Below are 24,655 nucleotides of genomic sequence, written 5' to 3'. Positions count from 1 at the left end.
AGAAAGAGACCGGCTTTCCCGTTAAGGAAATTCGGTCTCCAGTTGACTGGTCAACTCGCTGCAAGTATGGATTTTCGTCAATTCCTAGTATTTAAGGCGGATTTAGTGGTTTAATCATACTGCTCGTGGAAAACCCTGTCAATCGGTTAGCGGCTGCTCTTCGAAAAAATTTCTCAAGCTTGCCCGAAAATGAAGCCGTCGGCCGTTCGCGATAATTAGGCGTAGAAGCCTTGCTCCTCCGCATACCGCCCCCAATGCGGCTTGCTTCCGTCGGCATCGGCAATGCCGTACTCGTCGGACAACCCCCACGACGTGCAAATCCGTCCCGTCTTGGCGAATAGATCCGGATCGGCGGCCAGCGCAGCGATCCCCCGCGCCACGAGCGCCGGCGTCTCCGACTGAAGAAAATGCGGATCCTGCTTAGCCGCATCCCGCCAGTTCGCCTCGGTCACGCCGAAATGATCCAGCATCTCTTCCGATCTCAGAAAACCGGGCGTGACGGACACGGCCGCGACGCCATACGGTCTCAGCTCTGCGGCCATTCCTTCCGCCAGATGGATAACGGACGTCTTGGCGACGCTGTAGTACAAATTGCCGCGATACCGGTAATCGAAGCCGTCCGTCACCTCCACGACCAGCCCTGCGCCCCGGGCGACCATTAGAGGAACGCCGTAACGGCTCGTAATCATATGGGAATGAACCCCTCGCCTTTGCATCAGAAGCCCTTTGTCCAATGAGGCCTCCCAGAACGGCGTTCCCCATTCCGTCAGCTTTTCCCCGCCCCACACGTCGTTGATCAGAATGTCCAGCCTGCCGTTCTGCTCCGTCTTCACGCGCTCGAACAGCGCCGCCACTTCTTCCTCCACGGTATGGTCGACCCGGACGGGAATTCCGCGCCCTCCCCGCTCCGTCACCATCGCGGCCGTCTCTTCGATCGTCTCCGATCGACCGATGTCGGACGGGTTGCCTCTGGTGCTCCTCCCCGTACAATACACAGTCGCTCCCGCCGCCCCCAGCTCTACCGCAATAGCTCTTCCCGCTCCACGCGTCGATCCGGCGACGACCGCTATCCTATCTTGCAATGGCTTCATGCTCTTCCCATCTCCTCGTTTCAACTCGGTATGTTCGATTGCTTCTCTATCATACCCCTCCTAACATGACAACTACTGTCATATTAAAATGGTATACTGGCGCTAACGAAAAAAAAGGAGGCGGTCGTTCATGAGAGCAGGCCGGTTGCTGGTCATTCTGGCTTCGCTTCAGCGATACGGAAGACGAACGGCGAAGGAGCTGGCGGAGGAGCTCGAAGTATCGGAACGGACGATTCATCGGGATATGGAAGCGCTCAGCGCTTCGGGAATACCAATCTATGCGGTAAGAGGCGCTCAAGGCGGATGGGTCATGCAGGAAGGATACCGGAGCCGGCTGACGGGACTGACGACGGAGGAAATCCGCTCGCTGCTCATGCTTCAATCCTCAAGCGTCGTCAAGGACCTCGGTCTCGGCGGCGATATGCGGAACGCTTTCAACAAGCTGCTTTCCGCTCTGCCGGACGCGGCGCGGACGGATGCGGAATTCGTGCGCGAAAGGATCCACGTGGACGGAGCAGGCTGGCATTCCGCCGATCCGGAGGAGAATCGGCACTTGGCCGTCGTTCAGGAAGCCGCGTGGACGGAGCGGAAGCTTCGCTTCACTTACCGGCAGCCGGGCTCGTCCGAAGACAAGGAGCGCACCGCTTGCCCGTTGGGGCTCGTCGCCAAGCAAAGCGTCTGGTACATGATTGCCGCGGCAGAAGAAGGGGACGAGCCGCGCACTTATCGGATTTCGCGAATTCGGACAGCCGAGCTGTCGGACCAATCGTTCGAACGTCCGAAGGACTTCGCGCTGGCCGACTATTGGGAGCGGTCGACGCTTCTCTTCAAGGCGAGCCTGCCTCGTTATCCGGCGACGGTGAAGATCGCAGCCGGAGCGGCCGAGAGGTTCCGAAGGGAGCGTTACGTTCGCGTTGCGGAAGAGTCGCCCGCCGAGGACGGCTCCATAGAAGCCAAGGCGGAATTCCATACGATGGAATCCGCCCTGGAGATTGTTCTGGCTTACGGCCGGCGCATTCGCGTTATCGCGCCCGCAGCTCTCGCCGAAGCGGTCGCTGCGGAAGCCTGCGCCATCGCGGCTCTGTATGAAGATGCTTAATTCGATTCGGACGCTCTGACGATAGCGTCCAGAAGCCCCGGAAAGCGGGAGTCCAGCTCGTCTTTCCGCACCGACATGAAGCGCTGGGTTCCCGCCAGCCGCGTATTCATAACCCCCGATTCCCTCAGCACCTTGAAATGGTGGGACATCGTCGACTTCGGAATGTCCGTCGCATACTCTCCGCAAGCCATCTCCTTGCACTTCAGCACATGACGAAGCAGCTCCAGCCGAATAGGGTCGCTGAGCGCATACAGCACGGTCGGCAGCTCGATCTCTTCTGTTTTTGGATGATATAAGGTTCTCATGGGTTTATTATAGCGAAGCGATTGACAACGTTCAATAATTCGAATATATTCGAACAAATGAACTTATAATTCCAATTTAAGTGAGGGGTTGAAGCTTGCGATACATGTTCACGTTCGTCATGTTCCTGATCGGAACCGATACGTTCATCGTCTCCCCATTGCTCCCGACATTGCGCGCGGAATTCGGAATCGCCACGGATATCTCCGGCTGGATCGTATCGGCGTATGCATTAGGATATGCGCTGACGGCTCTTGTCGCCGGGCCGCTCTCGGATCGAGCGGATCGCAAAAAGGTGCTGCTCGTCGGTCTCGTCGGCTTCGCCCTGTTCACCGCGCTTTGCGGCACGGCGACGGGCTTCGCCTCGCTGTTCGCGTACCGGTTGGCCGCCGGGGTATGCGCAGCTTTCGTCTCGCCTCAAGTATGGGCCTCCATTCCGCAGTTGGTCGCTCCTTCCCAAACTCTGAAGACGATGGGCTGGGCGACGGCAGGTCTTTCCTTGGCGCAAATTCTCGGCATCCCGCTCGGCAGCTTGCTCGCCCGCGATAGCTGGCGGCTGCCGTTCTTCGGTGTCGGGGCGCTGTGCATTGTCGCTCTGATCTGGATCTATACGGTTATGCCGGCCGTTCCGCCGAGAGCGGTGTCGGCAGGCGGACGCGTATCCATCGCTCAATCCTACCGAATGCTGTGGGCGGCCGCCGGAGCTCCCCTCGCTTTTTCCGCTCATTTGCTTTATTTTATCGGCTCCTTCGGCTCGTTCACTTACTTGGGCATCTGGCTCGCGGATCGATACGCCCTCACTGTCGAACAGATCGGCTTATTCGTGCTCGTATACGGAGCCGGCAATCTCACGGGCAGTCTTCTCGGCGCGCGAATAGCGGAGAGATGGGGCAAGCTTGCTGCGCTGACGGCGGCTTTGTCGGCTATCGGTGCGGCTTACCTCCTCGCTCCCTACAGCCCGAACGCGGAGATTGCCGCCGCCGCATGCTTCTTCGCCTCGTTCGCGGGAGGTCAGGCGCTCCCGCTTATTCTAAGCTCGCTGCAAGGGCTGAACAGCTCGCTGCGCGGAACGATCTCTTCCCTCGCCAATGCGGCCATGTATGTCGGAACGACGGCCGGGTCGGCCCTGTCGGGATGGCTGTACGTCTCAGACGGCGGCTTTAAGACAGTAGGCATGCTCGTTGCCGTAAGTATGGCGGGCGCGCTGCTCTTGTTTCGCCGGAGCGGCATCGTTCGCGCAGACCGCACCGGCCTGAAGCAGGCTCGCAGCTCGCTTGCCGACCGTTGAAATAGAACAAACCCCATTCCCGATCAGCATCAGACCGTTCCGATCTCCAGCCGTTTCGTCGTCTCGAGCTGCCTCGTTTCGCCGCGCTCGAAGACGACGGGCCACTGGAACAAGGGGCCGTCGTAGACGAACGTATGATACTCCCCGCCCTCGCCCATAGGGCATACTTCCGAAAGCCGCAAGATGTCTTCGTAGAAACTCCGATCCAGCTCCCGTCCGAGCCAGTCCGCCGAGAGCGCGTTATCCTTCACGCGGATGACGATCGCCCGGTAACCGGACTCCACGAACCGGAGCAGCCCTTGACGAGTCGCCTCCCGCTCGTTCCAAGCCGCAGGCGCCGTTCCCGGCGCAACGCCCTCGGCGCTCGGAGCCATCCACAGCGGATATACCGCCTCCAATTCCGCCTTTTTAGCGACTCCCGTCCCCCATTCCCGATGTTCCGCCAGGAACAAATCGCCATAGGCGACCGCCGACAGCCTGTATTTTGCCTTTGCTTCGAGAAGCGAACGAACGTAATCCTCCGTATAGCTTTCGAACGAGCAAGAGATAAATTCCACTGGTAAGCCTAACGCGTCGGCTTGGGCGCGGATCAGCTCCAGTCTCTCCCCGTGTCCGAAGGTTCGGCCGATTTCTTGCGGAACCGTCGTGAGCAAGCACGATACCTCGTATTCCCCGCCGCGCTCCAAGCGCTCAAGCGCCATGCAGCTGTCTTTTCCTCCGCTCCAGGATAATGCCGCTTTCTTTTTCATAAAAACCCTCTATTCATACTCGATTCGCGGCTAGCTTTCCCAAGACGATACTCCCGACGCCACTCCTCGATAATAAGCTACGAAAGCATCCGACGCCATCGGCCGCCCGGTATAGTAGCCCTGGATGCGGTCGCACTCCATCCGGTGCAAAATCTCCAATTGCTCTTCGGTCTCGACGCCCTCTGCCGTCACGGTCAGTCCTAGGCTGTGCGACATCGCGATTACAGCCCGAACGATGGCCTCTCCGCCCGAATCCTCGCTCATATCCCGCACGAACGAAGGATCGATCTTGATCGTCTGCACCGGGAATCGCTTCAGGAGGACGAGCGGCGATTGTCCCGTGCCGAAATCGTCGATAGCGATAATAACGCCGATGTCCGTCAGCTCCTTCAGCAGCTTGATGCAGCGATCCAGATTTTGCACGGCGGAGTACTCCGTTATTTCAAGACACAACCGATTCGGAGCCACGCCCGTCTCCTCCAGCACCTTGCGGACAGTAGCGGGAAAATCGTTCGTCTCAAGCTGCTGGGCGGACAAATTGACCGAAACGACGAGCTCCGCCATTCCTGCGTCCGCCCAGCGTCTCGCCTCCGCGCACGCCTGACGCAGCACCCAAAGCCCGATCGGCACGACGAGCCCGGTATCCTCGGCCAGCGGGATAAACTCGCACGGCGGGATCACCCGATCTTCCGATTCCCATCTCACCAACGCCTCAGCTCCGTATACAGCTCCCGTTCCAAGCGCTATCTGAGGCTGGAATACAAGCCGGAATTGTTCCCGCTCCAGCGCTTTGTGCAGCCCTTTCTCCATCTCGAACCGTTCGGCGTTCTGCGTGCCCAGGTCCGGGGTGTATACCCGCATCCCGCTTCCACCGTTCGCTTTGGCTTGATACATGGCCATGTCCGCGTATTTGACGAGGGTGTCCGCATCGCCCGCTTGATCCGGGTACATCGACGTTCCTATGCTCGCCGATACGTACAGCTCTTGTCCCGCCAGCATGAAGGGCTGCTCCAACTGCTTCAGCATGAGCTCGGTAATCCGGCGGACGTCCTCCAACGCTTTGGCCCGAGGCAGCAGAACGATGAATTCGTCTCCGCCCAGGCGAGAAATCGTATCCTTCGCGCCGAGCGTTGCTTGAAGCGTCGCGGCCACTTTGCACAGCAGGCGGTCTCCCGCCTGATGGCCGAGCGTATCGTTAATAATTTTGAACCGATCCAAGTCGATCATAAGAACGAACAGCTTGCCGCCGGCCTTCTTCGCCTGAACGATCGCTTCCTTAAGCCTCTCTCGGAACAGCAGCCGGTTCGGCAGCCCTGTCAGCGCGTCATGATAAGCAAGCCTCATAATCTCGGCTTCGGCCGCCTTCTTCTCCGTAATGTCGGTAACCGAGCCGATCATCCGCACCGCGCGGCCTTCGTCGTTCCGGATAATATCTCCCGCCATATAGAGCCAGATATCGTTTCCTTCCTGGCCCCGAATCCGGAATTCAAGCTGAAGCGGCCGGCCTTCCGGGTAAGGCGGGGCCAATGCCTCCCGAACCTTGACGCTGTCGGAAGGGTGTATGAGCCGCAGGAACGAAATCGGCTTGTCGGTAAGCTTGGCCGAAGATCGGCTGAGCACCTTGTCCATGCCCAGGTTCCATTCGATCCGGTTCGTCCCCAGATCCCAGTCCCATATGCCGTCGTTCGTCGTTCTGGAGACGACCTCCAGCTTTTCCGCCATCGAGCGTATTCGGCCCCACAGCTTCTCCCTCTCCAAAGTCACGGCCAGAATGAGGCAGCTTTGCCTCGACATGTCGCTGGCCGCATAGTGATTGGCGGGGCTGAACGGCCCAACCATAACGAGGTACCCCCATTCTTGAAGCTCAGAACGGATCGGATGGACGATGACGAGCTCATCTTTGCCGGGACCGGCCGAAGGAGGCAGCCACTCGGCAGGAGGGAACTGCTCCAGCGCGCACCGCTCGCCTTCCCGCGGAACGGGCTCTCCCCGCCTGCTGAAGGTTTGGCGAACGACAAGGCTTCTGCCTCCGCCGGCATCCGTCTCCCACAGCGCCAAACAGCCCCAATGGCTCGAATCCCAATAGAGACTTGCAATATGAATGCTTTCGCTTTTGATTCCCTGAATGAGCCCGTTGGTCATTCTAAAATAGCTGTTCGTCACTTGGTGTATGGTCGTTCGGAGATCGGACAAGCTCTGCCGCGTTCGAACGAGCTCCTCCCGGTTCACCTCGAAGTTCTGTACGCACCCGCAGGAGGAACGCGGAACGAACGCAACGGGCACGTAATCGACGCGAAACGGCGTTGCCCCGTATTCGAGCAGCTCGAACGCTTTGCCGACCGCCCGCTCGCCCAATTGATCGAACGATTGGCGCAGCGTCGTCAAAGGCGGGATATGGATAGCGGATTGCGAAATATCGTCGAAGCCGGTTACGGAAACGTCTCCCGGCACGGACAATCCGCCTTTGCGGAGCGCACCTATTGCCCCGATCGCGTTCAAATCGGTTCCGGCGGCGATCGCCGTGAAATCGATTCCCTCTAGCAGAAGACCTTCGACGGCTTTCATGCCGCCCTCGAATAAATTATCGGAAGCCGAACGCACCAGTTCGGGGTCAACCGGAATGCCGCGTTCGGCCAGCGCTTCCACGTAGCCTATGTACCTCTCGTAGAGATCGTATTGCTCCCGCTGCCCGACAAAAGCGATCCTCCGATGTCCGTGATCGAGCAGGTGCAGCACGGCTTTCTTCATTCCGCCGCGGCCATCGACAAGAACGGCGTATTCGTCGCCCGGCGGCGGAAATCCTACGCATACTACCGGCTTGCCGCTCTGCCCGAACCGTTGCAGCAGCGCATCTCCTGCGGTGGGCATGATCAAAATCCACGCATCGGCCAATTGAAAGGATACCGGCCGCTCCGTGGAAGCCGTCTCCAGATCGTCATCCGCGATTTCGACCGCGATAAGCTGCCCATTCCGGGAATGAACGGCCTTCAGAATGGACGCCAGCACTTTTCCGTAATATTCGCCATCCAGGCGCTGAGCCACGACTCCGATACGAAAAGGCTTCCCCATGGTTCTCCCCGCCTTCTTCAAATATATGGATAGTAGCAATCTTCCACACACGCTCTATGAAACCCTTTTCATTTCAAATAAAACCTATTTTTTGTCGTTACGGATTGGAATTGTTGGCATTTAGTGGAATTAATGACCGACTTCGTCGAATTTCCTCCGCCCTTCGACACCGGGCTTCTTTTCTCCCCATATCTTGATAGAAGGAGGCGACCCCATGCCCAACTACCGAATCATCGTCGATTTATCGGATTTTATGCTTTATTTGCTGGACGGAGACACAGTGACGCGAGGGTATCCCGTCGGAATCGGTACGATTGCCGCCGCCACGCCGACCGGCAGGCTTCACATCGTGAACAAGGTCCCTAATCCCGGAGGCCCGTTCGGCGCTTTCTGGATGGGGCTGTCCAAGCCTCACTACGGCATTCACGGCACGAACGATGAATCTTCCATCGGCAAGAGAGTATCCCATGGATGCATCCGGATGCATAACAAGGACGTCGTCGAGCTGGCCGGCCTCGTACCGATCGGAACCTCTGTCACTATCCGCTATTAATAGACTCCGGCGCAGCCCCGATCGTCCGAGCCTTCTCTTGTGATAAAATACACGTAGACAAAAGAGCGGATAAGGAGCGGTTCGGGTATGGAGACGAAAAACGCCGCGGAGGCGCAAACAGGAGAAGCAGGCGCATTGAAAGTGCTTGTCGCGGGAGCCGGCGCGGTCGGAGGCTACTTGGCGGCAAGACTGATCGAGGCGGGGCAGGACGTCACGCTGCTCGTGCGGGAACGGCGGGAACGCCAACTGAAGCAGCACGGATTAACCGTCATTAGCCCGACCGGAGATACGCGGTGCGAGCCTCGTACGATAAAGGCGGGAGAACCCGGCGGGCCTTTCGACCTGATCGTGCTGGCAACGAAAGCTTATGGGCTCCCGGAGACGCTCCAGCAGATGAAGCCTTACTTGCACGAGGAGTCTGCGATTCTTCCCTTTTTGAACGGAATCAAGCATATGGACGATATCGCTGCCGCCTATCCCGGACAACCGCTGCTCGGAGGCGTCGCCCGTATCGAATCTACGCTGGACGAAGAAGGGCGCGTTGTGCACATCACTCCGTACAGCTCTTACCGGTACGGCACATACTCCCATACCTCTCCCGCTCTAATGGAGCGGGTTCGCGCCGCGCTATCGGGCGTCTCTTCCGTGAAGGAGCATACGGATATCGCCCGGGATATGCGGGACAAATATTTACTCCTTAGCGCCTTATCCGGGGTAACGACGCTATTTCAGGCCTCGGTAGGAGACATTCGCGATACAGGCGACGGCCTCCGCTGGTTCGAGCAGGCGCTCGCCGAGAACGCCGCCGTCATCCGCACCGCCATCGGCCCGCTGGATGACGGTATCGTCGAGCGGCTGCTTGCCGTCATCGCCGGTATGTCAGCGGCAAGCACGTCGTCCATGCTGCGCGATCTGAACGCCGGGCTGCCGACGGAAGCCGCGCACATTCACGGCCACTTGCTGAAGCTCGCCCGCAAGCATGAGTGCAGCGTCCCCTTGCTGGAGACGATCTGGCAGCGGCTTGCCGTCTATGAGCATCAACGGGAATCCAAGCTTGGATAAAGCGGCCAGCCTCCTTCAGCCGCATAAAAGGAGAACGCCTTCGGCGGCTTTGCGGTAATCTGACTAAAATGTAAAAAAAGACGTCCTCCGCCGAACCGTTGCGTCCGGGAGTCGTCTTTTTTTGTCGTTCGCTTACTGACCTTCGGCTTGCCGCTCGGCCACACGCCTGGCATATTCGTCGCCCCACGTCTTCATGTTGCGGATAATGGGCTCCAGCGTCTGTCCGAACTCGGTCAGCGAATATTCGACCCTGGGCGGCACCTCGCTGTACACTTTGCGATGCACGACCCCGTCGCGCTCAAGCTCGCGCAGCTGCAGCGTAAGCATCCGTTGGGTTACGCCCGGAATACGTCTGCGAAACTCGTTGAACCGTTTCTTCCCTTCCAGCAAATGAAATACGATGACCCCTTTCCATTTGCCGCCGATGACGTCAAGCGTCCACTCTACCGAGCATTTGTCATGTTGATTCACGTCGCTCTCCTCCTCGACCATTAGTATATAAATAGATACTATATAACAAGAATGTGCGTACTTCTCATTATACTACCGAACCTTTAATATCAAAGCTGCAAATACAAATAAAGGAGAGATTGTCCATGTCCATAACCAAAGAAGAAGTGCTGAACGCCTTTCGATTCCGCCACGCATGCAAGGAATTCGATTCCGCGAGGAAAATTCCCGATTACGAATTCGCCTTCATTCTGGAGACCGGGAGGCTTTCGCCCAGCTCTTATGGATTCGAACCTTGGCAGCTCGTCGTGCTCCAGGATCCCGTCATTCGAGAAAAGCTAAGAGCGAACACGTGGGGCGCGCAAAAAACGTTGCCGACCGCGAGCCACTTCGTCCTGCTGCTTGCCCGAACGCAAGAGGCGCTGACGCCGGAATCGGACCATATCCAGCACATTATTCGGGACGTCCAGCAGCTCCCTCCGGAAAATGCCGCAGGCAAGACGAGCGTCTACCGCAAATTTCTAGAGACCGATTTCGGGCTGCTCGGCAGCGAGCGGGCCGTATGGGATTGGGCGGGCAAGCAAGCCTACATCGCCCTTGGCAATATGATGACGGCGGCCGCCATGATCGGAATCGATTCGTGCCCGATCGAAGGGTTCGAGCATGTGCCTGTCGAACGTGTCCTGCAAGAAGAAGGCATAGCGGATGGAGAGCGGCTGCGCCTTGTCAGCATGGTCGCCTTCGGGTACCGAGTGCGCGAGCCTCGTTCCAAAACCCGCCGGCCTATCGAAGAAATCGTCACTTGGCTCTAAGACGAAGAGAAGGTCGCTCATCCGGTCTATTCGACGGATCATGCGCCCTTCTCTTCTCCTCCTTCACGGCTTCGCCGACTTCGCCGCCTTCCCCGCAGGCAGCGTGATTGTCACTTCCGTGCCGATATTCGGTCGGCTCCGATAGACGAGGTCGCCGCCCATTTGACGAATAATTCTCCAGGCGACTGTCATGCCGAGACCCGTTCCTTTTACTTTCGTCGAATAAAATAGAGTGCCGATCCGCTCCAGCTGCTCTTCCGTCATTCCGACTCCCGAATCCTTCACCTCAACGACGGCCTCGCCGCCCTCCGAGCGCATCGCAACCCATACGTTGCCGTCCGTAGGGGTCGCTTCGATAGCGTTCTTCACGATATGAACGATCGCTTGACGCAGCTGTGCGCTGTCTCCCGTCACCGTAACGCCGTTCTCCGCTTCAAAGGTAAAACAAACCCCACGGTCGCCTGCAAGAGGCAATAGAAGCGCATGAACCTCCGAGAGCTGCGTCGATAGGCAAAAAGGCTCCATTTTCTTCAAATGGGGCTTCGAAAAGCTCAAATAGTTGCCGATGACCGTCTCCGCCCGTTCCAATTCATCCAGCGCAATCGGCAAATAAGCTTGCGCCTTATCCTGGTCCTTGCGCTGCATTAGCTGTAAAAACCCTTTGACAACCGTAAGCGGGTTCCGCACCTCATGCGCGATCGATGCCGCAAGCTCGCCAAGCGTGTCCAATTTCTCCGCCCTTAGGTGTTCCAGCTTCGACCTCTTCCGTTCCAGCATTGTTTCGTTAAGCTTGCCCGCAACCCAGATCCCGAGCAAGTAAATGAATCCGAACAGAAGCGATTCAAGCCCTTCGAATTTTTCGAATATTCCTGTATTCTCGTTGAATTGGATATATAAATAATGAAACATAAAGGGAAACAAGAGCGGAAGCGTAATCGAGAGACCGAACATCATCCTCCGCCTGCGGGGATGCATCGAAGCGAAGCCGGGCCCGAGCTTCGCGGGAATAGCCGCCGCCAGCAAGTCAAGCAGCGCCATGCCGAATCTGTCGAATTCGCCCATCGACAATTGCGCGGCGAACGCGCATACGAATACGATGCATCCCGCAAGCGGCCCGGCGTACAAGAAAGAAATGACGAGAGGCACAATATGCAGATTCCAATAAGCCTCATCGGCTTCCATCGAGAACACTACGCTGCAGACGGCCGCGCCCCCTTGAATGAGACCGAATAAAATCGGAGCATGACCGTATTTAAGTCTATCTTGAAAGGAAACGAACACCAAATTGGGCGCAACCACAATCAGCAGATGCAACAGAAGATTCTCCAGCAGCAACAGCAAGATCCGTTCCTCCAAAACAGCGGATAGGCCTGACAAAAGTTCCCTATGATACAATACGACACAATAGGCTATATACCCTTTTCCTAAAGATGAAAAATGTTCCAAAATTACAATCAATATCGTTTTTTTGTGTTAATTACATGTAATGTATGTGGGATATATAGTGAAAATTAATTCGTAATACGATATAAATTGTTATTGAACACCGTCACTTGTTAGTTTATATTACACATATAAACTCTTTCCGTAATGAAAACCGTGCTTCGAAGGGAGAAAACATATCATGTTTAACATTCGACGTTACTCTACGGTAGACCATGATCACGTATGGAGGGTTCATCTGCTCGTTGTCGCGGAGGCCGGAGTCGAGCCGACCCACCAGCACTACCACGATATCTTCCATATCGAAGAGCAATACTTGCAAAGCGGAGGCGAATTCCTCGTCGGAACCGACGAGCAAGGCCATGTCGTTGCGATGGGCGGACTGAAGAGGCTGGGAGAAGATCAAGCGGAAATCAAGCGGCTGCGCGTTCATCCCAGCTATCAAAAACGCGGCTACGGCCAACAAATATTGAATAGGCTTGAGGACGTCGCGAACGAGCTCGGATTCCGCCGCATCTATCTCGATGCGCTTCACAACCAGAATGGGGCGCACAAGCTGTTCACGAACAATGGGTATCAGGAAAAAGGCCCCGCCACCATCGACGGCTTCGACGTTATTGTTTTCGAAAAATCGCTGGCTTGATTATTTTCATTTTTACATCGTAATACGATATATAGTAAAGGCAAAAGCCAGCCTTCGCGTCAGGGCGATAACGACGCGAAGGCTGGCTTATTTTAAAGCTATCGTATGCGGATTTTGTAGGGCTCTCTAATGTACTGCGGATAACTCGGGACGCGGAAGACCAGCGGTTGGGCGTAGCTATTCTTCGTCACGTAGTAATAACCGGTTTGCTCATTCCTATCCTCGCCGGGGCTTAGAGCCGTCTTCGTACCGCTTGAGTCGCTAAGACGGAATTCCTTGTCCGTCGCGTCCTTGAACGACTGATCCAAGAGCGTATAGCCCATATGATCCTCAAGAGGAAGATTCAGCATCAACTTCAGTTGAGCGTCCCCGTTCGCCTGCTTGCTTACTTCCAGCCGGAGCTGATCGTCGGGCGCCTTCAGCAGCACGCCCCGCTCGGTATCGATGACGATTTCGCGGTTGTTCTTATCGAGCGCGCGGAACCACGAGCCTTCGACGTAAAGCTCTTTCGGTTTTCGGAAGTAATTGCTTTCGAAATAAACGATGTCCCGATTCTCGCCAACGCCTCCGCCCCCGCTCGTGAAACGCCATTGCTCGCCTTTATCGTCCACCAGCTTTATATCTCCGGCATCGAAAACCTGCTTCGCATTCTTCTCATCGTATTCAATATGAATTTCGGTCTGAAGCGGGCGTACAACCGCTTTTACGAACGTAATGGTCTGCCCTTCCGCAACGACCGTTCGATTAAGCGGGTATTCCTTCGTCATGCCGGCGAATTTGGCGCGGTCGATCGGAATAATAACTTGAAATGGAAGATCCCCTTGCTCGGCAGGCAGCTTTAGCTTCATTACGACTTCCTCGGGCATTTGCAGCCCGCTTAGCAACCGGATATCCAGCGTTCCTCGCTGAACGTCGGACTTCTTCTGTAGACGCATGTCGTCGAACGGGTTCGTCCACCCGATCATCGCCTGCAGCTCCCCTCCGTCGATGGTCGTAACCGAAGGAAACTCGGGATACGCCGATTTCGGATCCTTCATTCCGTAAATGGAGTAGAAGACGACCAGCCTTCTCTCGTCCGCCACGATCCCTTCGACGGTAAACCGAATCCCGTCGCGTTCGTCGGTGATGCCGACCGGCTGGATCATATCGTTGTCCATCGCAAGCTCGACGGAACGATCTCCGGACCAGACCCGGACCAAGTCCACGAAAGTCTCCAGACCCGGGATTCGGCTGACCATGGCGGCGAAAACGGGAGACACCCGCAGCGAAAACAAACAAGCGAGCAGCAGTGCTCCGACCGCCGCCGTTAAAGCGACGCGTCTGCGAATTCTCATCCGGCTGCGGTTCCTCTCTATTCGACCGCGCGCCATTCCTGCGCGAACGGCCTCGTCGAACCTTTCCAAACGCTCCACATCGTATACCGCCTTATCCTCGTCAAATCCGAAGCGTTCCGTCCTCGCCCCATCGGTCATGGAAGCCCCCTCCTCCCTCGCCCAGGTCGGCCCTGAGTTTTTTGAGCGCCTTGTTCAGCCACGTCTTGACGGTTCCATCCGGCTTTTCCAATAGACGAGCAATCTCCGTCAGCGTCATATCCTCATAGTATTTAAGAATAATAATATGACGGTAATGAGGAGCCAGCTTAGCGATAGCGGCATCCAGCCTTAGCCTCTCGTCCGGGAGACGATCGATCGCCGCTCCCTCCGGCAGCCGAAGCATAGGCAGCATCCTGCGCTTCCGCTTTTGCTCGTCGATGCAGCAGTTGATCAGAATCCGGGTATACCAGGTGAGGAACAAGGACGGCTCCTTAAGCTTGCGCAGCTTCGCGTATGCGCGGCAGGTCGCCTCCTGAATCGCTTCGAGCGCGTCGTGCTCGTTCTTCATGTACGCATAGGCAATTCGCAGAAGCCGTTCCCGGTCGTCCGTAACGAGCCGGAAGAACGCTTCGTCGTCTCCGCTCAAGGCCATCCGGGCGAGCGTCTCCGAATCGGGAGCGTTCGCCGAGACCGCAACGTTCGGGGAGCTCGAAGCTTCTTTGTTCGCGGTCATGGGCTCCCTCCTTTTCCATCATTAGACTGCGGAGAGGGGCAAACGGTTTTGCTTTCGTGGTAAAATGTGGGCAGGAGGGGATTTGCAATGTTGAAGTGGTTCAAACGGCTGTTCTCGACGCCATCCGGCTCCGGTTCATACGACCGGACGCGAAAGTTCGCTTACGGCTATCGAATTCCTGCGGGCTTAGGAGTCCGACAAGAGCTGACCGGCCATGCCAGCGGCTTGCTGACAGGACTGGAAGCCGCCTTGACGGAGCCGTACTTGCGGCAGGTCAAATCGCGGGTAATCGCCGCCCATCCGGAAATAAGCAACGCCCAATACGGATGGATGGAGCTGGAGATGAAGCGGTTTTTCGCGCTTACGGCTATCGTGAGGAACGTGCCGATGTATAGCGACGACGCCGATCTTGTCTGGCACGAAATGCTGATGTTCACCAGGGAGTACCAGCAATTTTGCGATTCGTTCGCGGGCTTCTATATTCATCATCAGCCAAACGTCGCCCCGGCTCCCAAAGCCAGGGCGCTCAATTGGACGACAGAGCCGCATTCGAGCTCGTCTATGCTTCGCTATTCGACGTGTCGCCAGAGAATCAGCGACTGCTCGGCCCTTTCTATCAACGGCAAATTCAGCTGGAGCTCATGGATGAGCTGCTCGCGGCAGACGATAGCCGGCTGCGCGCCGCGCTTCGTTTTCGCGATTCGGCGGATTCTGACGTTCAAGCCGTGCAGGACGGCATCGTGGCGGCGATTCGCAGCCGTTCGGCTCAAGCCCATTCCTTCCATAACGAGAGCCATCTAGGCTCGAAATCGTCATTCTTTGGGGGTGTCGACCCGCTATGGACGATGCTCGCATTCGGAATGGCGACGGGGTCGTCTCCCTTCGATCCATGGGAGCCGGAATACCAAAGAGAGCGCGAAGGCGCAAGCTCCAGCTGCCAGTCCGGCGGCTACGGGGCGAACGCGGACGGCAGCGGTTACGACGGCACGAACCGTTACGGGGAGAGCGGGAATGACGGCTCCGACTCGAACGGCAGCGGCGGGGACGACGGGGGATCATCCTCTTGCTCCAGCTCCTCCTGCTCGTCATCCTCGTGCAGCTCCAGTTGCGGAGGTGGCGGCGATTAGCTGCTCCTCCCTCGAAGGCGCATAGCCGACATCGTCCAGCATAATGGCGGCGGGTCCTCCATGAAATCGGAACGTGACGCTTTTCCATCTGTCCGTCCGAAAATCCGGCGCGGCATTACTGAACTCTTCCAAGGGGAGTCTGTACGTTTGGTAAACAAACTCCGACGCATTGCGGAACTTGCCGTCCGACAGGTACTTGTCCATTCCCTCGAACCATGTCATGTCAGCATTCGGAAGCGGTCGCGCCAGAGGCATGAACGACGCCAGCGGCAATCGCGCAACCGTCCCCGACTCATCGGTCAGCTCCACATCGATGCTCAAAGGCGCGTCCGACTCGCTCAGGTCGGCCAAAGAGAACGCCAAGCTTCCATCCTCGGAGAAGGCGGAAGGAACTCCGTCCCACCGGATTTCATAAGACGCATCCCCTTTCTCCCACTCCAGTCGAACTCCTCTGTTCCCCTTGGCCTGCTCCTGCCGATCCACCGCATCCGCATGGCGCCAATCGCTTACTCCTTCAGATTTGGCGGTTATTCCCGCTCCCAGGTCGGAGACGCTATCCCCTTCGAATCGGGCGATAGCCTGAAAGCTTCCATCCTCGTAGCGGCTGAAATACCGCGTGTCGGGCAGCAAAGCAAGTCCTGCCCGATAATCCTGAAACAGCCTTCGTTGCGACGTCTCCCCATGGAGTGTCGCTTCCAGGAAAGCGGACACGTACACTTTGGCAATTTGCCTTTGCTCGTTCGCCGCAAGCACGCCCTCCGGACGAATGAACAGCGACGCAGGAATGGCGTTATCGTAATCGCCCCACTCCGTATTAAACCGGCTATGATTCGCATCCCCGATATACAACGAAGCCTTGAACCGCTCCGGATGGGCAGCATCGAACGAAGCTCTGCCGTACTGGCGGTCCCCGTAAAAATTAACGAGATCCGTATCCTTGGCTCCCTGCAATGTCAAATACGAGATGTCGCTCAGCTTCGAGCGGTTGTTGCCGATCGTCGTATCCGTAGGCGCAAGCGCGATGACGGCTTGCACCTCGTAGCTTCCGATTGCCGGCAAACCTTCGTCTTCGGGGAACCAGACGCCGCGATCGGCGGCCATGGCCGCCGCTTGGCCGCCTCGGGAATGGCCGAGGAGAGCTACGCGCTTGAAATCGACCAGATTGTAAAAGGGAGAATCGGCTTGCGTGCTGAACGATTGAATCTGCCCCACATGCTTGAGCAACATCCATGCGCGAGCCTTCATGTCCTCCTTCGGAACATCGGACCAGACGGAATAGTTCAAGAAATTCTCGTCCACCGAAACCGCGATAAAGCCGCGACTGGCCAGCAGCTCTCCCAAATAACCGTAGCCCTCGTCGGAAAACTTCTCCATAAGATGGTTGCCGTGAACCATAAGCACGAGCGGGAACGGCCCTTCCCCTTCCGGCATCCATACGCGGCCGTTGACGGGCAGCTCCTTCGCATCGAAGCCCCAGAACAACGTTCGCAGCCATCTCCAGCCTTTCAAATAGGGCGAGCCGTCTACAGAATCCGACAGCATCAAGACGTCTTCGCCGAAATCGGACCGGCGTTCATCGTCACCGCTGCCGTACGTAAAGTAGCGATAGGAGTACGTCCCGGGCTGCGAAGGATCTGCAGCGAGCGGCTCGACCTTTTTCGCCGATGCCAGCGCCATGACTTCAACCGTATCGGAGTCGTCATCGCCGGATACTTTACCTGGCCAAACCGCCGACGTATAGCGAATGGCTGCAGCGAGTAAAATACAGGCGAGCAAGACTATCGACGCTTGGCGCCAGCGAATTTTTCGAGCGGCGGCCCATCCGGTTAAAGCGCCCGCTCCGGCGCCCGCCAGCGCTAACAAAGCAGCTCCGACCAGCGACAGCCGCCAATCCCATTCGGAATATTGCAGCGCCACCGATACCAGAGCGCCGGCAAACAGAAAACACCCCGTCGCAAGACGAGGCAGCTTTAAGCCGACCAGAGCTAGCACGAGCGCCGCAAGCCATGCTGTCAGTGCCATCGCTGCGGTCATAAGCGCCATCGCGGAGCCGACGTCGAACGCAATGCCCAGACCCGTCGGCATCCCAAGCGCACTAAACGCCGACACCGCCATGACGACAGCCCATAGCCCCGCCGATGCCCATCTCCACAAGCCGTAGTCATACCGATACATGCCGGAAATTTTGTGGCGCAGCTTTTCACGCCTTGTCTGGCCTCGGCTTGTCTCCGTAAGTTCCGTCCTATTTATATCAACCATAGCTGTAAGCAATCTCCTCTTTGAACGTTCTGTCCTCCCTTGATTATAATAGAGTCAGAAGCTCATAAGGAGATTTAGATGATGAATTGTCCGATTTGCGGCGGTAGCAATTTTTGTGCGATGGAGGCCGGCACTGCCAGTCAAGGCTGCTGGTGCTTCGAGACGAAGTTTCCGAAGGAGCTTCTCGATCGCGTTCCGGAAGAGCTTCGGGACAAGGCGTGCATTTGCCGGAGCTGTGCGGAGCGGGCGGCTTTGGAAGAGGGGTGTCCACGACCCACGACCGCGTTAACCGACGAATAAGGCACGGAGAGTTACTGTCCACGGCCCCCCGAATAAGGCACGGAGAGTTACTATCCGCGGCCCACGACCGAGCTGTCCGCCAAATAAGGCACGTAGAGTTACTATCCTCGGTCCCCGACCGCGTTGACCACCGAATAAGGCACGTAGAGTTACTATCCGCGGACCCCGACTGCGTTGATCGCCGAATAAGGCACGTAGAGTTACTATCCACGACCACCGACTGCGTTGGCCGCCGAATAAGGCACATAGAGTTACTATCCGCGGACCCCGACCGAGCTGTCCGCCGAATAAGGCACGTAGAGTTACTATCCGCGGACCCCGACTGCGTTGATCGCCGAATAAGGCACGTAGAGTTACTATCCACGACCCACGACCGCGTTGTCCGCCGAATAAGGCACGTACAGTTACTATCCACGACCCCCGACCGAGCTGTCCGCCGAATAAAGCACGTAGAGTTACTACTTGAAAAAAAGGTACGGTTCCTCAATAGTATTGAGAAACCGTACCTTTTTGGAGTCAAGTTTGTTGGAAGGACTTTTTCAGCGGCCTCCCTTTCAACGGGAGCTCTTCCTATTCCGATTCGATTACCAAGGAGCTTCGTCCGAGCCGCGCCCGCCGCCGTAGCTTCCGTAGCCTCCCGCCTGCTCCCCCGTTTGCTCTCCCGCTTCCGCGTTCAGGCGTATGCGCTCCACCACTTGTTCAAAATCTTCCGGATGCAGCAGCTCGATCGGCGACACTCCGCGGTCGAATTGAAAATGATCCCCTTCAATCAGGACGACGTAACGCCCGTTCAACCGGGCAATGTGCAGCTTTCCGCCGTATTCGGACAGAGGACCGCGAACCGCGACTTCGTCCAGCTTGAACTTCATCTCCAGCTCCGGCTGATGCTCCACAATACGCGTCGCAGCTTCGACAACCTGATCGTGGGACCATTTTTGCTGCAGCTCCCTTTTTTCAGAAGCCGCCCACACCTCAATATCGCGCTTCTCGGCCGCCGCCCAATCCTCGTACTCCCTTCGCTCCATCGGAAGGTTCGACGTATCAACCGCTTCCCATTTCGTCTCGATGAACTCGTGAACCATCTCCATGACCTGATCGCTCACGATTTCCGGCTTGGACTTCTCGTAGGAAACGTATTTCAGAAAATCCTCGAAATATCGCGCATGGGAAGCCTGATGAACCTTGAGCTCCCACTCCTCCAACATCCCCTCCTCGGGCATGTGCGGATATTGGATCGACTTGATGTTGCGCGAGCTGATCGCCATCTCGACCTTGGAAATCAAGCTTCGCTCGTCCGAAATGCGCGCGATCGAGCTTTCGAAATCGCACTTCAGCATGAACACGAACGGATCGTCGAACAGCTTCTCGTGACGGGCGAGCGCTACGATGAAAGCTCCCCCGCGAACGGCGCTCGCGTCCATGTACGTGCGAAGCAGATCGTCGCCGAAGTGGTGAAACTGCTGCCGATCCTGCGCTGTCCTAAGACGTTGGAACAGATTGAAATTCGGATTGCTGGTCAAATCGTGACCGGGCTCGACGATGAACCGGCCCACCTTCGTAGGCACAGATGCCGAAATCGGATTAACCTCGACCTTGCGCTTGCCGATTCGCGTGAACTCGTCGTCGAGAAAAGCTTTGATCTCGCTGTCCTGATATTCCTCGTGCGTAAGGGTTTGATAGTGCTTGTACTTTTTGGAGGCGTTCGAATCCGACTGGTCGGTGTGTATGACAAAAAAGGATAAGTATTGTACGGTAAATTTCATCGGGTGCTCCTAGCGGCTGGAATTATACTTTATTGTACCTTAGGATTTCGGCTTCGACCATCTTTCGAGCTTCGGGATTCCCCGCGTGAAAAAGCCGGCCATGAATTTCGGCATGCCGAATTCGATCACTTTGGCGCGTACCCGTTCCTGCATCTGCGCGACCGTCAAGTCCGGCAGCGTGAAGCGGCCTCCCTCGTAGCAGTGGCTGCAATACTTGGCGCTCTTCGTTCCGTCCGCCTCGGTGCCGCCGCCTTTCTCGTCCCGCTTTAACGGCATGCCGCAGCTTTGGCAATTTTTATAGACTTGTCCCATTCGAATTCCTCCGCAACTTATTTAGTAGATAGTTCGATCATACGAGGAGGTCGCCCTTTGTGTAAAGAGAGCTTTTGGGAGCGCTTCGGGCGTGTTATACTTTTCCAAAATGTCGCAAAAAAGGCGGTCAAACTCGTGCCGGATTGGTCTTATCGAACGTTATTCCGTCCCTTGCTGTTTCGGCTGCCCGCCCGTGCGGCGCGGAGCCTTGCGCTCGGATTGTTCGGCGCGGTCGGCCGAATGCCCGGCGGCGCGGTCGTCATTAAGACGCTCGGCCATCAGGAGCCTTCTCCTCTGCTGGAGACAGGCTGGTCGGCGACCCCTGTCGGACTGTCGGGCATCGTAGACCCCGCAGGAGTTGCCCGGCGCGGGCTCGCCCGGCTCGGCTTCGGCTTTATGGAGATCGGGCCGGTGACGGCGCTTCCGGTGGAAAGCCGCCAGCCGATCGGGCTGGATGCCGCAGCAGAGCAACTTTGGTTCCCCGAGCCCTATGAGAACGAAGGCTTCAATCGGGTCATGGCGAAGCTTGCGAATCCGGGGCACTCGCTGCCCCAATACGTGAGAGTCGCCCCGATGCCGGGGCTTGAGCCCGAGCGGACAGAGCCGCTAACTCTGCTGATGATGCAGGAGCTTATTTTTGCCGGGGCTGCCGGATTTTACGTGGACGCGCTGCCGCCGGGCTGGGACCTTGAGAGCAGCGGACGAGCGTTATCCGGAGTTGCCGATTGGATGGAGCAGAGGGAGGCGGAACTTCGGAGGCCGCTTTTTTTGCATGTTGCTCCAGACATCGAGGGGAACGGCTTGTCGGGCTTCTGCAAAAGATAGACCGAACGAAGTGGAAAGGTGTCGTCATCGGGGGCGGGTTGCGGAGCGACGGCGGTAGGACCGAGCACGAAGAACCGAGTGATGGCGGTGCGCTTGAAAATGGAGAGCAGGCTGGCGGTAGGGCGGTAGGGCACGAAGAACAGAGTGGCGGCGGTGCGCTTGAAAATGGAGAGCAGGCTGGCGGTAGGGCGGTAGGGCACGAAGAACAGAGTGGCGGCGGGAAAGTCGAGGGAGCGTGCGGCAAGGAGCCTGCGTTGGCGACGCTTCGAACCGTTCGGCAGCATGGTTTGCCGGACTGGATCGTGAAGGCGGGCTCCGGCGTGCATGAGCCTCAAGACGCCGTCGACTTCATGCGCGCCGGAGCCGATGCCGTGCTGCTGGGGAGCGGATTCGTCTTCGCCGGTCCCGGACTGCCCAAACGGGTGAACGATGCGATTCAGCAAGAGCGTCTGCAAGCCGTGCCGGAGATGCCGCCGCCTTCCTTTTGGCGCAATTGGGGATGGATATGGCTGCTTGGGATAGCGATGATTGCGGGCGGGCTCGCCGCTTGGTTCATTGCCGGGACGACGGTGCTGCTGCCATATGACGAAGACTATCTAGGAATGACGGGCGAGCGATTGACTGCGTTCAACGAGCATCTGCTTCATTTCATGTCGCACGATCGAATTACGCTTGCCGGAACGATGCTCTCCCTTGGCATTCTCTATTATCGGCTTGCGCGCTACGGTATCGGTCAAGGAAGGCATTGGGCAAGAACGGCCGTGACGATTTCCTGCGCCGTCGTTTTCCCAGCTTTTTTCTCTATTTGGGCTACGGCTATTTCGACCCTCTTCATGCGGCGGCGGCAATCTTGCTGCTCCCCATGTTCTTGTTGTCGTTGCGCGGGAATCCGGATCGGCCTTATCGGGGAACGGTCAGTCTCGCGAACGACCGGCAATGGAAGCGCGCGATGTGGGGGCAATTGTGTTTCGTCGCTCTCGGGATCGCTCTGGCTATCGGCGGGTTAACGATTGCTGGCGTGGGCGTGACGAGAGTATTCGTGCCGTCGGATTTGGCTTTTCTCGGGATCGGAGCTGCCGAATTGGACGCGTTCAATCCCAGGCTCATTTCGCTCATCGCCCATGACCGGCAGGATTCGGCGGAGCCTTGTTCGCGGATGCGCTGGCGTTGCTCGTTACAGCACTTTGGGGTATCCAAAAAGGGGAGCGCTGGCTGTGGCCCACGCTTTTATTCGGTGGAGCGCCCGCCTTTATCGCGGCTTTGAGCATCCATTTTCATATCGGATATACGGACTTCGTTCACCTGCTGCCCGCCTGGTTCGCTTTTGCGCTCTATGTGACCGGACTTTACCTTCTGTATCCGTACCTCCGCGCGCGCAGCTAATTATGCTGCCGCTAGCTTAAAGGTCGTCGGCTGATGCGTAGTCTCTTAACTCGCGGATGAATAGTAGCCCGTCGTCGGCGGGCTATTTGGTTTGGTGCGCGTACGTCTGGCGGTTTAACCCGCTGGCAGAAGGTTACTCGGGCGGGAGTGCGTACGTTGGACGATTTAACCCGCTGGCAGAAGGCTACCCGGGCGGGAGGGCGCACGTTTGGCGGTTTAACCCGCTGGCAGAGGCTACTCGGGCGGGAGTGCGCACGTTTGGCGGTTTAACCCGCTGGCAGAAGGTTACTCGGGCGGGAGTGCGCACGTTTGGCGATTTAACTCGCTGGCAGAAGGCTACTCGGGCGGGAGGGCGCACGTATGGCCATTAACCCGCTGGCAGAAGGTTACTCGGGCGGGAGCGCGCACGTTTGGCGGTTTAACCCGCTGGCAGAAGGCTACTCGGGCGGGAGTACGCACGTATGGCCATTTAACCCGCTGGCAGAAGGCTACTCGCTCCGGTAGTGTGCACGTTTGGCGGTTTAACCGCTGGCAGAAGGCTACTCGGGCGGGAGTGCGCACGTCTGGCGGTTTAACCCGCTGGCCGAAGGCTACTCGGGCGGGAGTGCGCACGTTTGGCGGTTTAACCCGCTGGCAGAAGGTTACTCGGGCGGGAGCGCGCACGTTTGGCGGTTTTTAACCCGCTGGCAGAAGGTTACTCGGGCGGGAGCGCGCACGTTTGGCGGTTTAACCCGCTGGCAGAAGGCTACTCGGGCGGGAGTGCGCACGTTTGGCGATTTAACCCGCTGGCAGAAGGCTACTCGGGCGGGAGTGCGCACGTTGGACGATTTAACCCGCTGGCAGAAGGTTACTCGGGCGGGAGTGCGCACGTTGGATGATTTAACCCGCTGGCAGAAGGTTACTCGGCGGGAGTGCGCACGTTTAGCGGTTTAACCCGCTGGCAGAGGGCTACTCGGGCGGGAGGGCGCACGTATGGCCATTTAACCCGCCAGCAGAAGGCTACTCGCTCCGGTAGTGCGCACGTATGGCCATTTAACTCGCTGGCAGCGGCTTTTTCCGCGTGGGCCGTAAGTAGCAGTCTTTTCTAGCGGACTGTCATTACTTTTCATCACCATTAATGATGACACTTCACATGACCCCGGTAACTAAACAACGTTACAACGGCCGGATTACAATGGTATTCATAGGGTTCCCAATCCGAGAATAACGCATCTGCCGTGCACGGCGGAGCGTGCCAAATGAAGGAGTCAAACCAATCATGATGAAAAAAAGAACGCCCCGCCTGCTCGCCGCCGCCGTGTTCGCGGCAGTGCTTACTCTGCCTGCCGTCGCGAATGCCGCTTCCGCCGAGCCCGCTGCGGTTGCCGCTCCAGCTCTCAAAACCAAGTTCGAAGCCGAGGGAGCTTTCGCAGCGCTGCAAATCGGCGAGCAAGTCCACGTCTACAACAAGGACGGCCAGCTTTTCAAAACGAAAGGACCTTGGCGCGAAGGCGATCTGAAGGATTTGTTCATCCTTCCTTACGGCCCGGAGCAAATTCCGTTCGTCCTCATCCAGCACGACAAATACGGCTATATGGTATTCAGCGATCTGTGGCCTAAATTCGCCAAGGGCAAGGAGAAGGATACCGAGGAAGCTTACTACAGCGGACGGATCTTCTACAAAGCTCAAACCAGAATCGACGGCAAGACGCGCCACCACTACGCCATCCAAAAAGGCGACGAAGTCATCACTTACATCGCCAACGATTTCGATAACCTGAAAAAAGGTTATCACGAAGGATACCGAGTCAAAGGCAAGCTGAGAGGCCTCGTCCTGTACGACTGCTGCCCTTACACAGTCGTAGACAGCGCGGACGGCAAGCTGTCCGTCTACCACGCCGGAGAAAAAGGCGCGACGCTGTCCGGCCATATCGACTTAAAATAACTTCCGCGAAAGCGCGGCGGTTCCCAACATTTGATAAACGCCTATGCCTATTAGCAGCAGCATCCAGAGCTGATAGGCCCAGGCGTTTATTTTCGTCGCCCCTGCCATTCCCGCCCATTTCAGGATCGGGGACCTCGCATCTGCAGCCCCGGGC

Annotated in this window: 24 protein-coding genes; 13 read left to right on the top strand and 11 right to left on the bottom strand. The window is 57.3% G+C overall.

Annotated features, from left to right (window positions below):
* Window positions 1-215: 215 nt before the first annotated feature.
* The gene (locus D3H35_RS14130; protein ID WP_119149959.1) at window positions 216-1,091 is read right to left on the bottom strand and encodes an SDR family oxidoreductase; all 876 of its coding nucleotides are present in this window, start codon (window positions 1,089-1,091) and stop codon (window positions 216-218) included.
* Window positions 1,092-1,221: 130 nt separating this feature from the next.
* On the opposite strand from D3H35_RS14130, the gene D3H35_RS14125 reads away from it, so the two are divergent.
* Window positions 1,222-2,190, top strand: coding sequence for a helix-turn-helix transcriptional regulator (locus D3H35_RS14125; RefSeq protein ID WP_119149958.1), 969 nt, complete (start codon window positions 1,222-1,224; stop codon window positions 2,188-2,190).
* Here D3H35_RS14125 and D3H35_RS14120 read toward each other — a convergent pair.
* A complete protein-coding gene (locus D3H35_RS14120) occupies window positions 2,187-2,495 on the bottom strand; it encodes an ArsR/SmtB family transcription factor (RefSeq protein ID WP_119149957.1) in 309 nt (102 codons plus the stop codon). The genes D3H35_RS14125 and D3H35_RS14120 overlap by 4 nt on opposite strands.
* A 104-nt stretch (window positions 2,496-2,599) precedes the next feature.
* On the opposite strand from D3H35_RS14120, the gene D3H35_RS14115 reads away from it, so the two are divergent.
* The gene (locus D3H35_RS14115) at window positions 2,600-3,781 is read left to right on the top strand and encodes an MFS transporter (RefSeq protein ID WP_119149956.1); all 1,182 of its coding nucleotides are present in this window, start codon (window positions 2,600-2,602) and stop codon (window positions 3,779-3,781) included.
* Between the two features lie 29 nt (window positions 3,782-3,810).
* On the opposite strand, the gene D3H35_RS14110 is transcribed toward D3H35_RS14115, so the two are convergent.
* Both D3H35_RS14110 and D3H35_RS14105 read right to left on the bottom strand, forming a co-directional pair.
* Window positions 3,811-4,530 (bottom strand): Dph6-related ATP pyrophosphatase, encoded by a 720-nt coding sequence (locus D3H35_RS14110; RefSeq protein ID WP_119149955.1) that lies wholly within the window; start codon window positions 4,528-4,530, stop codon window positions 3,811-3,813.
* 30 nt (window positions 4,531-4,560) lie between these two features.
* The gene (locus D3H35_RS14105) at window positions 4,561-7,599 is read right to left on the bottom strand and encodes an EAL domain-containing protein (RefSeq protein WP_119149954.1); all 3,039 of its coding nucleotides are present in this window, start codon (window positions 7,597-7,599) and stop codon (window positions 4,561-4,563) included.
* A 214-nt stretch (window positions 7,600-7,813) separates the two neighbouring features.
* Between D3H35_RS14105 and D3H35_RS14100 the strand changes: the two genes are divergently transcribed.
* Window positions 7,814-8,152 carry a L,D-transpeptidase gene (locus D3H35_RS14100; RefSeq protein ID WP_119149953.1) on the top strand — a complete coding sequence of 113 codons (339 nt, stop codon included), beginning with the start codon at window positions 7,814-7,816 and terminating at the stop codon, window positions 8,150-8,152.
* A gap of 87 nt (window positions 8,153-8,239) precedes the next feature.
* Window positions 8,240-9,214 carry a ketopantoate reductase family protein gene (locus D3H35_RS14095; protein ID WP_119149952.1) on the top strand — a complete coding sequence of 325 codons (975 nt, stop codon included), beginning with the start codon at window positions 8,240-8,242 and terminating at the stop codon, window positions 9,212-9,214.
* 132 nt (window positions 9,215-9,346) lie between these two features.
* On the opposite strand, the gene D3H35_RS14090 is transcribed toward D3H35_RS14095, so the two are convergent.
* Window positions 9,347-9,706: a winged helix-turn-helix transcriptional regulator gene (locus D3H35_RS14090; protein WP_119149951.1), complete on the bottom strand. Its 360-nt coding sequence runs from the start codon at window positions 9,704-9,706 to the stop codon at window positions 9,347-9,349.
* Window positions 9,707-9,810: 104 nt separating this feature from the next.
* Here D3H35_RS14090 and D3H35_RS14085 point away from each other — a divergent pair, with 104 nt between their 5' ends.
* Window positions 9,811-10,476, top strand: coding sequence for an NAD(P)H-dependent oxidoreductase (locus D3H35_RS14085; RefSeq protein WP_119149950.1), 666 nt, complete (start codon window positions 9,811-9,813; stop codon window positions 10,474-10,476).
* A 63-nt stretch (window positions 10,477-10,539) separates the two neighbouring features.
* Here D3H35_RS14085 and D3H35_RS14080 read toward each other — a convergent pair whose 3' ends face one another.
* Complete coding sequence (locus D3H35_RS14080) at window positions 10,540-11,817, bottom strand: sensor histidine kinase (RefSeq protein ID WP_147355839.1); 1,278 nt, start codon at window positions 11,815-11,817, stop codon at window positions 10,540-10,542.
* 283 nt (window positions 11,818-12,100) lie between these two features.
* Between D3H35_RS14080 and D3H35_RS14075 the strand changes: the two genes are divergently transcribed.
* Window positions 12,101-12,562, top strand: a complete 462-nt coding sequence (locus D3H35_RS14075) for a GNAT family N-acetyltransferase (protein WP_119149948.1) — start codon at window positions 12,101-12,103, stop codon at window positions 12,560-12,562.
* Window positions 12,563-12,660: 98 nt separating this feature from the next.
* Here D3H35_RS14075 and D3H35_RS14070 read toward each other — a convergent pair whose 3' ends face one another.
* Complete coding sequence (locus tag D3H35_RS14070) at window positions 12,661-14,034, bottom strand: DUF4179 domain-containing protein (RefSeq protein ID WP_119149947.1); 1,374 nt, start codon at window positions 14,032-14,034, stop codon at window positions 12,661-12,663.
* A complete protein-coding gene (locus tag D3H35_RS14065) occupies window positions 13,997-14,527 on the bottom strand; it encodes a sigma-70 family RNA polymerase sigma factor (RefSeq protein WP_233568042.1) in 531 nt (176 codons plus the stop codon). Before D3H35_RS14065 ends, D3H35_RS14070 begins: the two co-directional genes overlap by 38 nt.
* A 168-nt stretch (window positions 14,528-14,695) precedes the next feature.
* Between D3H35_RS14065 and D3H35_RS14060 the strand changes: the two genes are divergently transcribed.
* Complete coding sequence (locus D3H35_RS14060; protein WP_119149945.1) at window positions 14,696-15,409, top strand: glycine-rich domain-containing protein; 714 nt, start codon at window positions 14,696-14,698, stop codon at window positions 15,407-15,409.
* Entirely contained in the window at window positions 15,349-15,735 is a 387-nt protein-coding gene (locus tag D3H35_RS30785; protein WP_158594111.1) for a hypothetical protein, read from the top strand. Before D3H35_RS14060 ends, D3H35_RS30785 begins: the two co-directional genes overlap by 61 nt.
* Here the strand turns inward: D3H35_RS30785 and D3H35_RS14050 are convergent.
* The gene (locus tag D3H35_RS14050) at window positions 15,694-17,994 is read right to left on the bottom strand and encodes an alpha/beta hydrolase family protein (protein ID WP_119149943.1); all 2,301 of its coding nucleotides are present in this window, start codon (window positions 17,992-17,994) and stop codon (window positions 15,694-15,696) included. The genes D3H35_RS30785 and D3H35_RS14050 overlap by 42 nt on opposite strands.
* A 78-nt stretch (window positions 17,995-18,072) precedes the next feature.
* Here D3H35_RS14050 and D3H35_RS14045 point away from each other — a divergent pair, with 78 nt between their 5' ends.
* Window positions 18,073-18,294 (top strand): cysteine-rich CWC family protein, encoded by a 222-nt coding sequence (locus D3H35_RS14045; protein WP_119149942.1) that lies wholly within the window; start codon window positions 18,073-18,075, stop codon window positions 18,292-18,294.
* 584 nt (window positions 18,295-18,878) lie between these two features.
* Here the strand turns inward: D3H35_RS14045 and D3H35_RS14040 are convergent.
* Together D3H35_RS14040 and D3H35_RS14035 are read right to left on the bottom strand one after the other, a co-directional pair.
* Window positions 18,879-20,057 carry a DUF3900 domain-containing protein gene (locus tag D3H35_RS14040; RefSeq protein WP_119149941.1) on the bottom strand — a complete coding sequence of 393 codons (1,179 nt, stop codon included), beginning with the start codon at window positions 20,055-20,057 and terminating at the stop codon, window positions 18,879-18,881.
* Window positions 20,058-20,096: 39 nt separating this feature from the next.
* Window positions 20,097-20,369, bottom strand: coding sequence for a zinc ribbon domain-containing protein (locus D3H35_RS14035; protein WP_119149940.1), 273 nt, complete (start codon window positions 20,367-20,369; stop codon window positions 20,097-20,099).
* A 135-nt stretch (window positions 20,370-20,504) separates the two neighbouring features.
* Here D3H35_RS14035 and D3H35_RS14030 point away from each other — a divergent pair, with 135 nt between their 5' ends.
* The 4 genes from D3H35_RS14030 to D3H35_RS14020 all read left to right on the top strand — a co-directional run bounded on the left by D3H35_RS14030 (window position 20,505) and on the right by D3H35_RS14020 (window position 24,501).
* Window positions 20,505-21,194, top strand: a complete 690-nt coding sequence (locus tag D3H35_RS14030) for a dihydroorotate dehydrogenase (protein WP_147355838.1) — start codon at window positions 20,505-20,507, stop codon at window positions 21,192-21,194.
* Window positions 21,095-22,201: a beta/alpha barrel domain-containing protein gene (locus D3H35_RS32440; protein WP_411675150.1), complete on the top strand. Its 1,107-nt coding sequence runs from the start codon at window positions 21,095-21,097 to the stop codon at window positions 22,199-22,201. Before D3H35_RS14030 ends, D3H35_RS32440 begins: the two co-directional genes overlap by 100 nt.
* Window positions 22,202-22,340: 139 nt before the next feature.
* Window positions 22,341-22,577, top strand: a complete 237-nt coding sequence (locus D3H35_RS32435; protein WP_233567934.1) for a hypothetical protein — start codon at window positions 22,341-22,343, stop codon at window positions 22,575-22,577.
* A gap of 1,258 nt (window positions 22,578-23,835) precedes the next feature.
* A complete protein-coding gene (locus D3H35_RS14020; RefSeq protein ID WP_119149938.1) occupies window positions 23,836-24,501 on the top strand; it encodes a hypothetical protein in 666 nt (221 codons plus the stop codon).
* Window positions 24,502-24,655: the final 154 nt, after the last annotated feature.

The organism is Cohnella faecalis (assembly GCF_003570905.1).
Classification (GTDB): Bacteria; Bacillota; Bacilli; order Paenibacillales; family Paenibacillaceae; genus Cohnella; species Cohnella faecalis.
The sequence above is the reverse complement of the archived record's forward strand: the minus strand, read 5'-3'. Positions and strand labels throughout refer to the sequence as shown.

Bases quoted from the DNA above. Each gene is read 5' to 3' on its own strand.
- D3H35_RS14130 (WP_119149959.1), bottom strand. From the start codon at position 1,091: ATGAAGCCATTGCAAGATAGGATAGCGGTCGTCGCCGGATCGACGCGT.
- D3H35_RS14125 (WP_119149958.1), top strand. From the start codon at position 1,222: ATGAGAGCAGGCCGGTTGCTGGTCATTCTGGCTTCGCTTCAGCGATAC.
- D3H35_RS14120 (WP_119149957.1), bottom strand. From the start codon at position 2,495: ATGAGAACCTTATATCATCCAAAAACAGAAGAGATCGAGCTGCCGACC.
- D3H35_RS14115 (WP_119149956.1), top strand. From the start codon at position 2,600: ATGTTCACGTTCGTCATGTTCCTGATCGGAACCGATACGTTCATCGTC.
- D3H35_RS14110 (WP_119149955.1), bottom strand. From the start codon at position 4,530: ATGAAAAAGAAAGCGGCATTATCCTGGAGCGGAGGAAAAGACAGCTGC.
- D3H35_RS14105 (WP_119149954.1), bottom strand. From the start codon at position 7,599: ATGGGGAAGCCTTTTCGTATCGGAGTCGTGGCTCAGCGCCTGGATGGC.
- D3H35_RS14100 (WP_119149953.1), top strand. From the start codon at position 7,814: ATGCCCAACTACCGAATCATCGTCGATTTATCGGATTTTATGCTTTAT.
- D3H35_RS14095 (WP_119149952.1), top strand. From the start codon at position 8,240: ATGGAGACGAAAAACGCCGCGGAGGCGCAAACAGGAGAAGCAGGCGCA.
- D3H35_RS14090 (WP_119149951.1), bottom strand. From the start codon at position 9,706: ATGGTCGAGGAGGAGAGCGACGTGAATCAACATGACAAATGCTCGGTA.
- D3H35_RS14085 (WP_119149950.1), top strand. From the start codon at position 9,811: ATGTCCATAACCAAAGAAGAAGTGCTGAACGCCTTTCGATTCCGCCAC.
- D3H35_RS14075 (WP_119149948.1), top strand. From the start codon at position 12,101: ATGTTTAACATTCGACGTTACTCTACGGTAGACCATGATCACGTATGG.
- D3H35_RS14070 (WP_119149947.1), bottom strand. From the start codon at position 14,034: ATGACCGATGGGGCGAGGACGGAACGCTTCGGATTTGACGAGGATAAG.
- D3H35_RS14065 (WP_233568042.1), bottom strand. From the start codon at position 14,527: ATGGCCTTGAGCGGAGACGACGAAGCGTTCTTCCGGCTCGTTACGGAC.
- D3H35_RS14060 (WP_119149945.1), top strand. From the start codon at position 14,696: ATGTTGAAGTGGTTCAAACGGCTGTTCTCGACGCCATCCGGCTCCGGT.
- D3H35_RS14050 (WP_119149943.1), bottom strand. From the start codon at position 17,994: ATGGTTGATATAAATAGGACGGAACTTACGGAGACAAGCCGAGGCCAG.
- D3H35_RS14045 (WP_119149942.1), top strand. From the start codon at position 18,073: ATGATGAATTGTCCGATTTGCGGCGGTAGCAATTTTTGTGCGATGGAG.
- D3H35_RS14040 (WP_119149941.1), bottom strand. From the start codon at position 20,057: ATGAAATTTACCGTACAATACTTATCCTTTTTTGTCATACACACCGAC.
- D3H35_RS14035 (WP_119149940.1), bottom strand. From the start codon at position 20,369: ATGGGACAAGTCTATAAAAATTGCCAAAGCTGCGGCATGCCGTTAAAG.
- D3H35_RS14020 (WP_119149938.1), top strand. From the start codon at position 23,836: ATGATGAAAAAAAGAACGCCCCGCCTGCTCGCCGCCGCCGTGTTCGCG.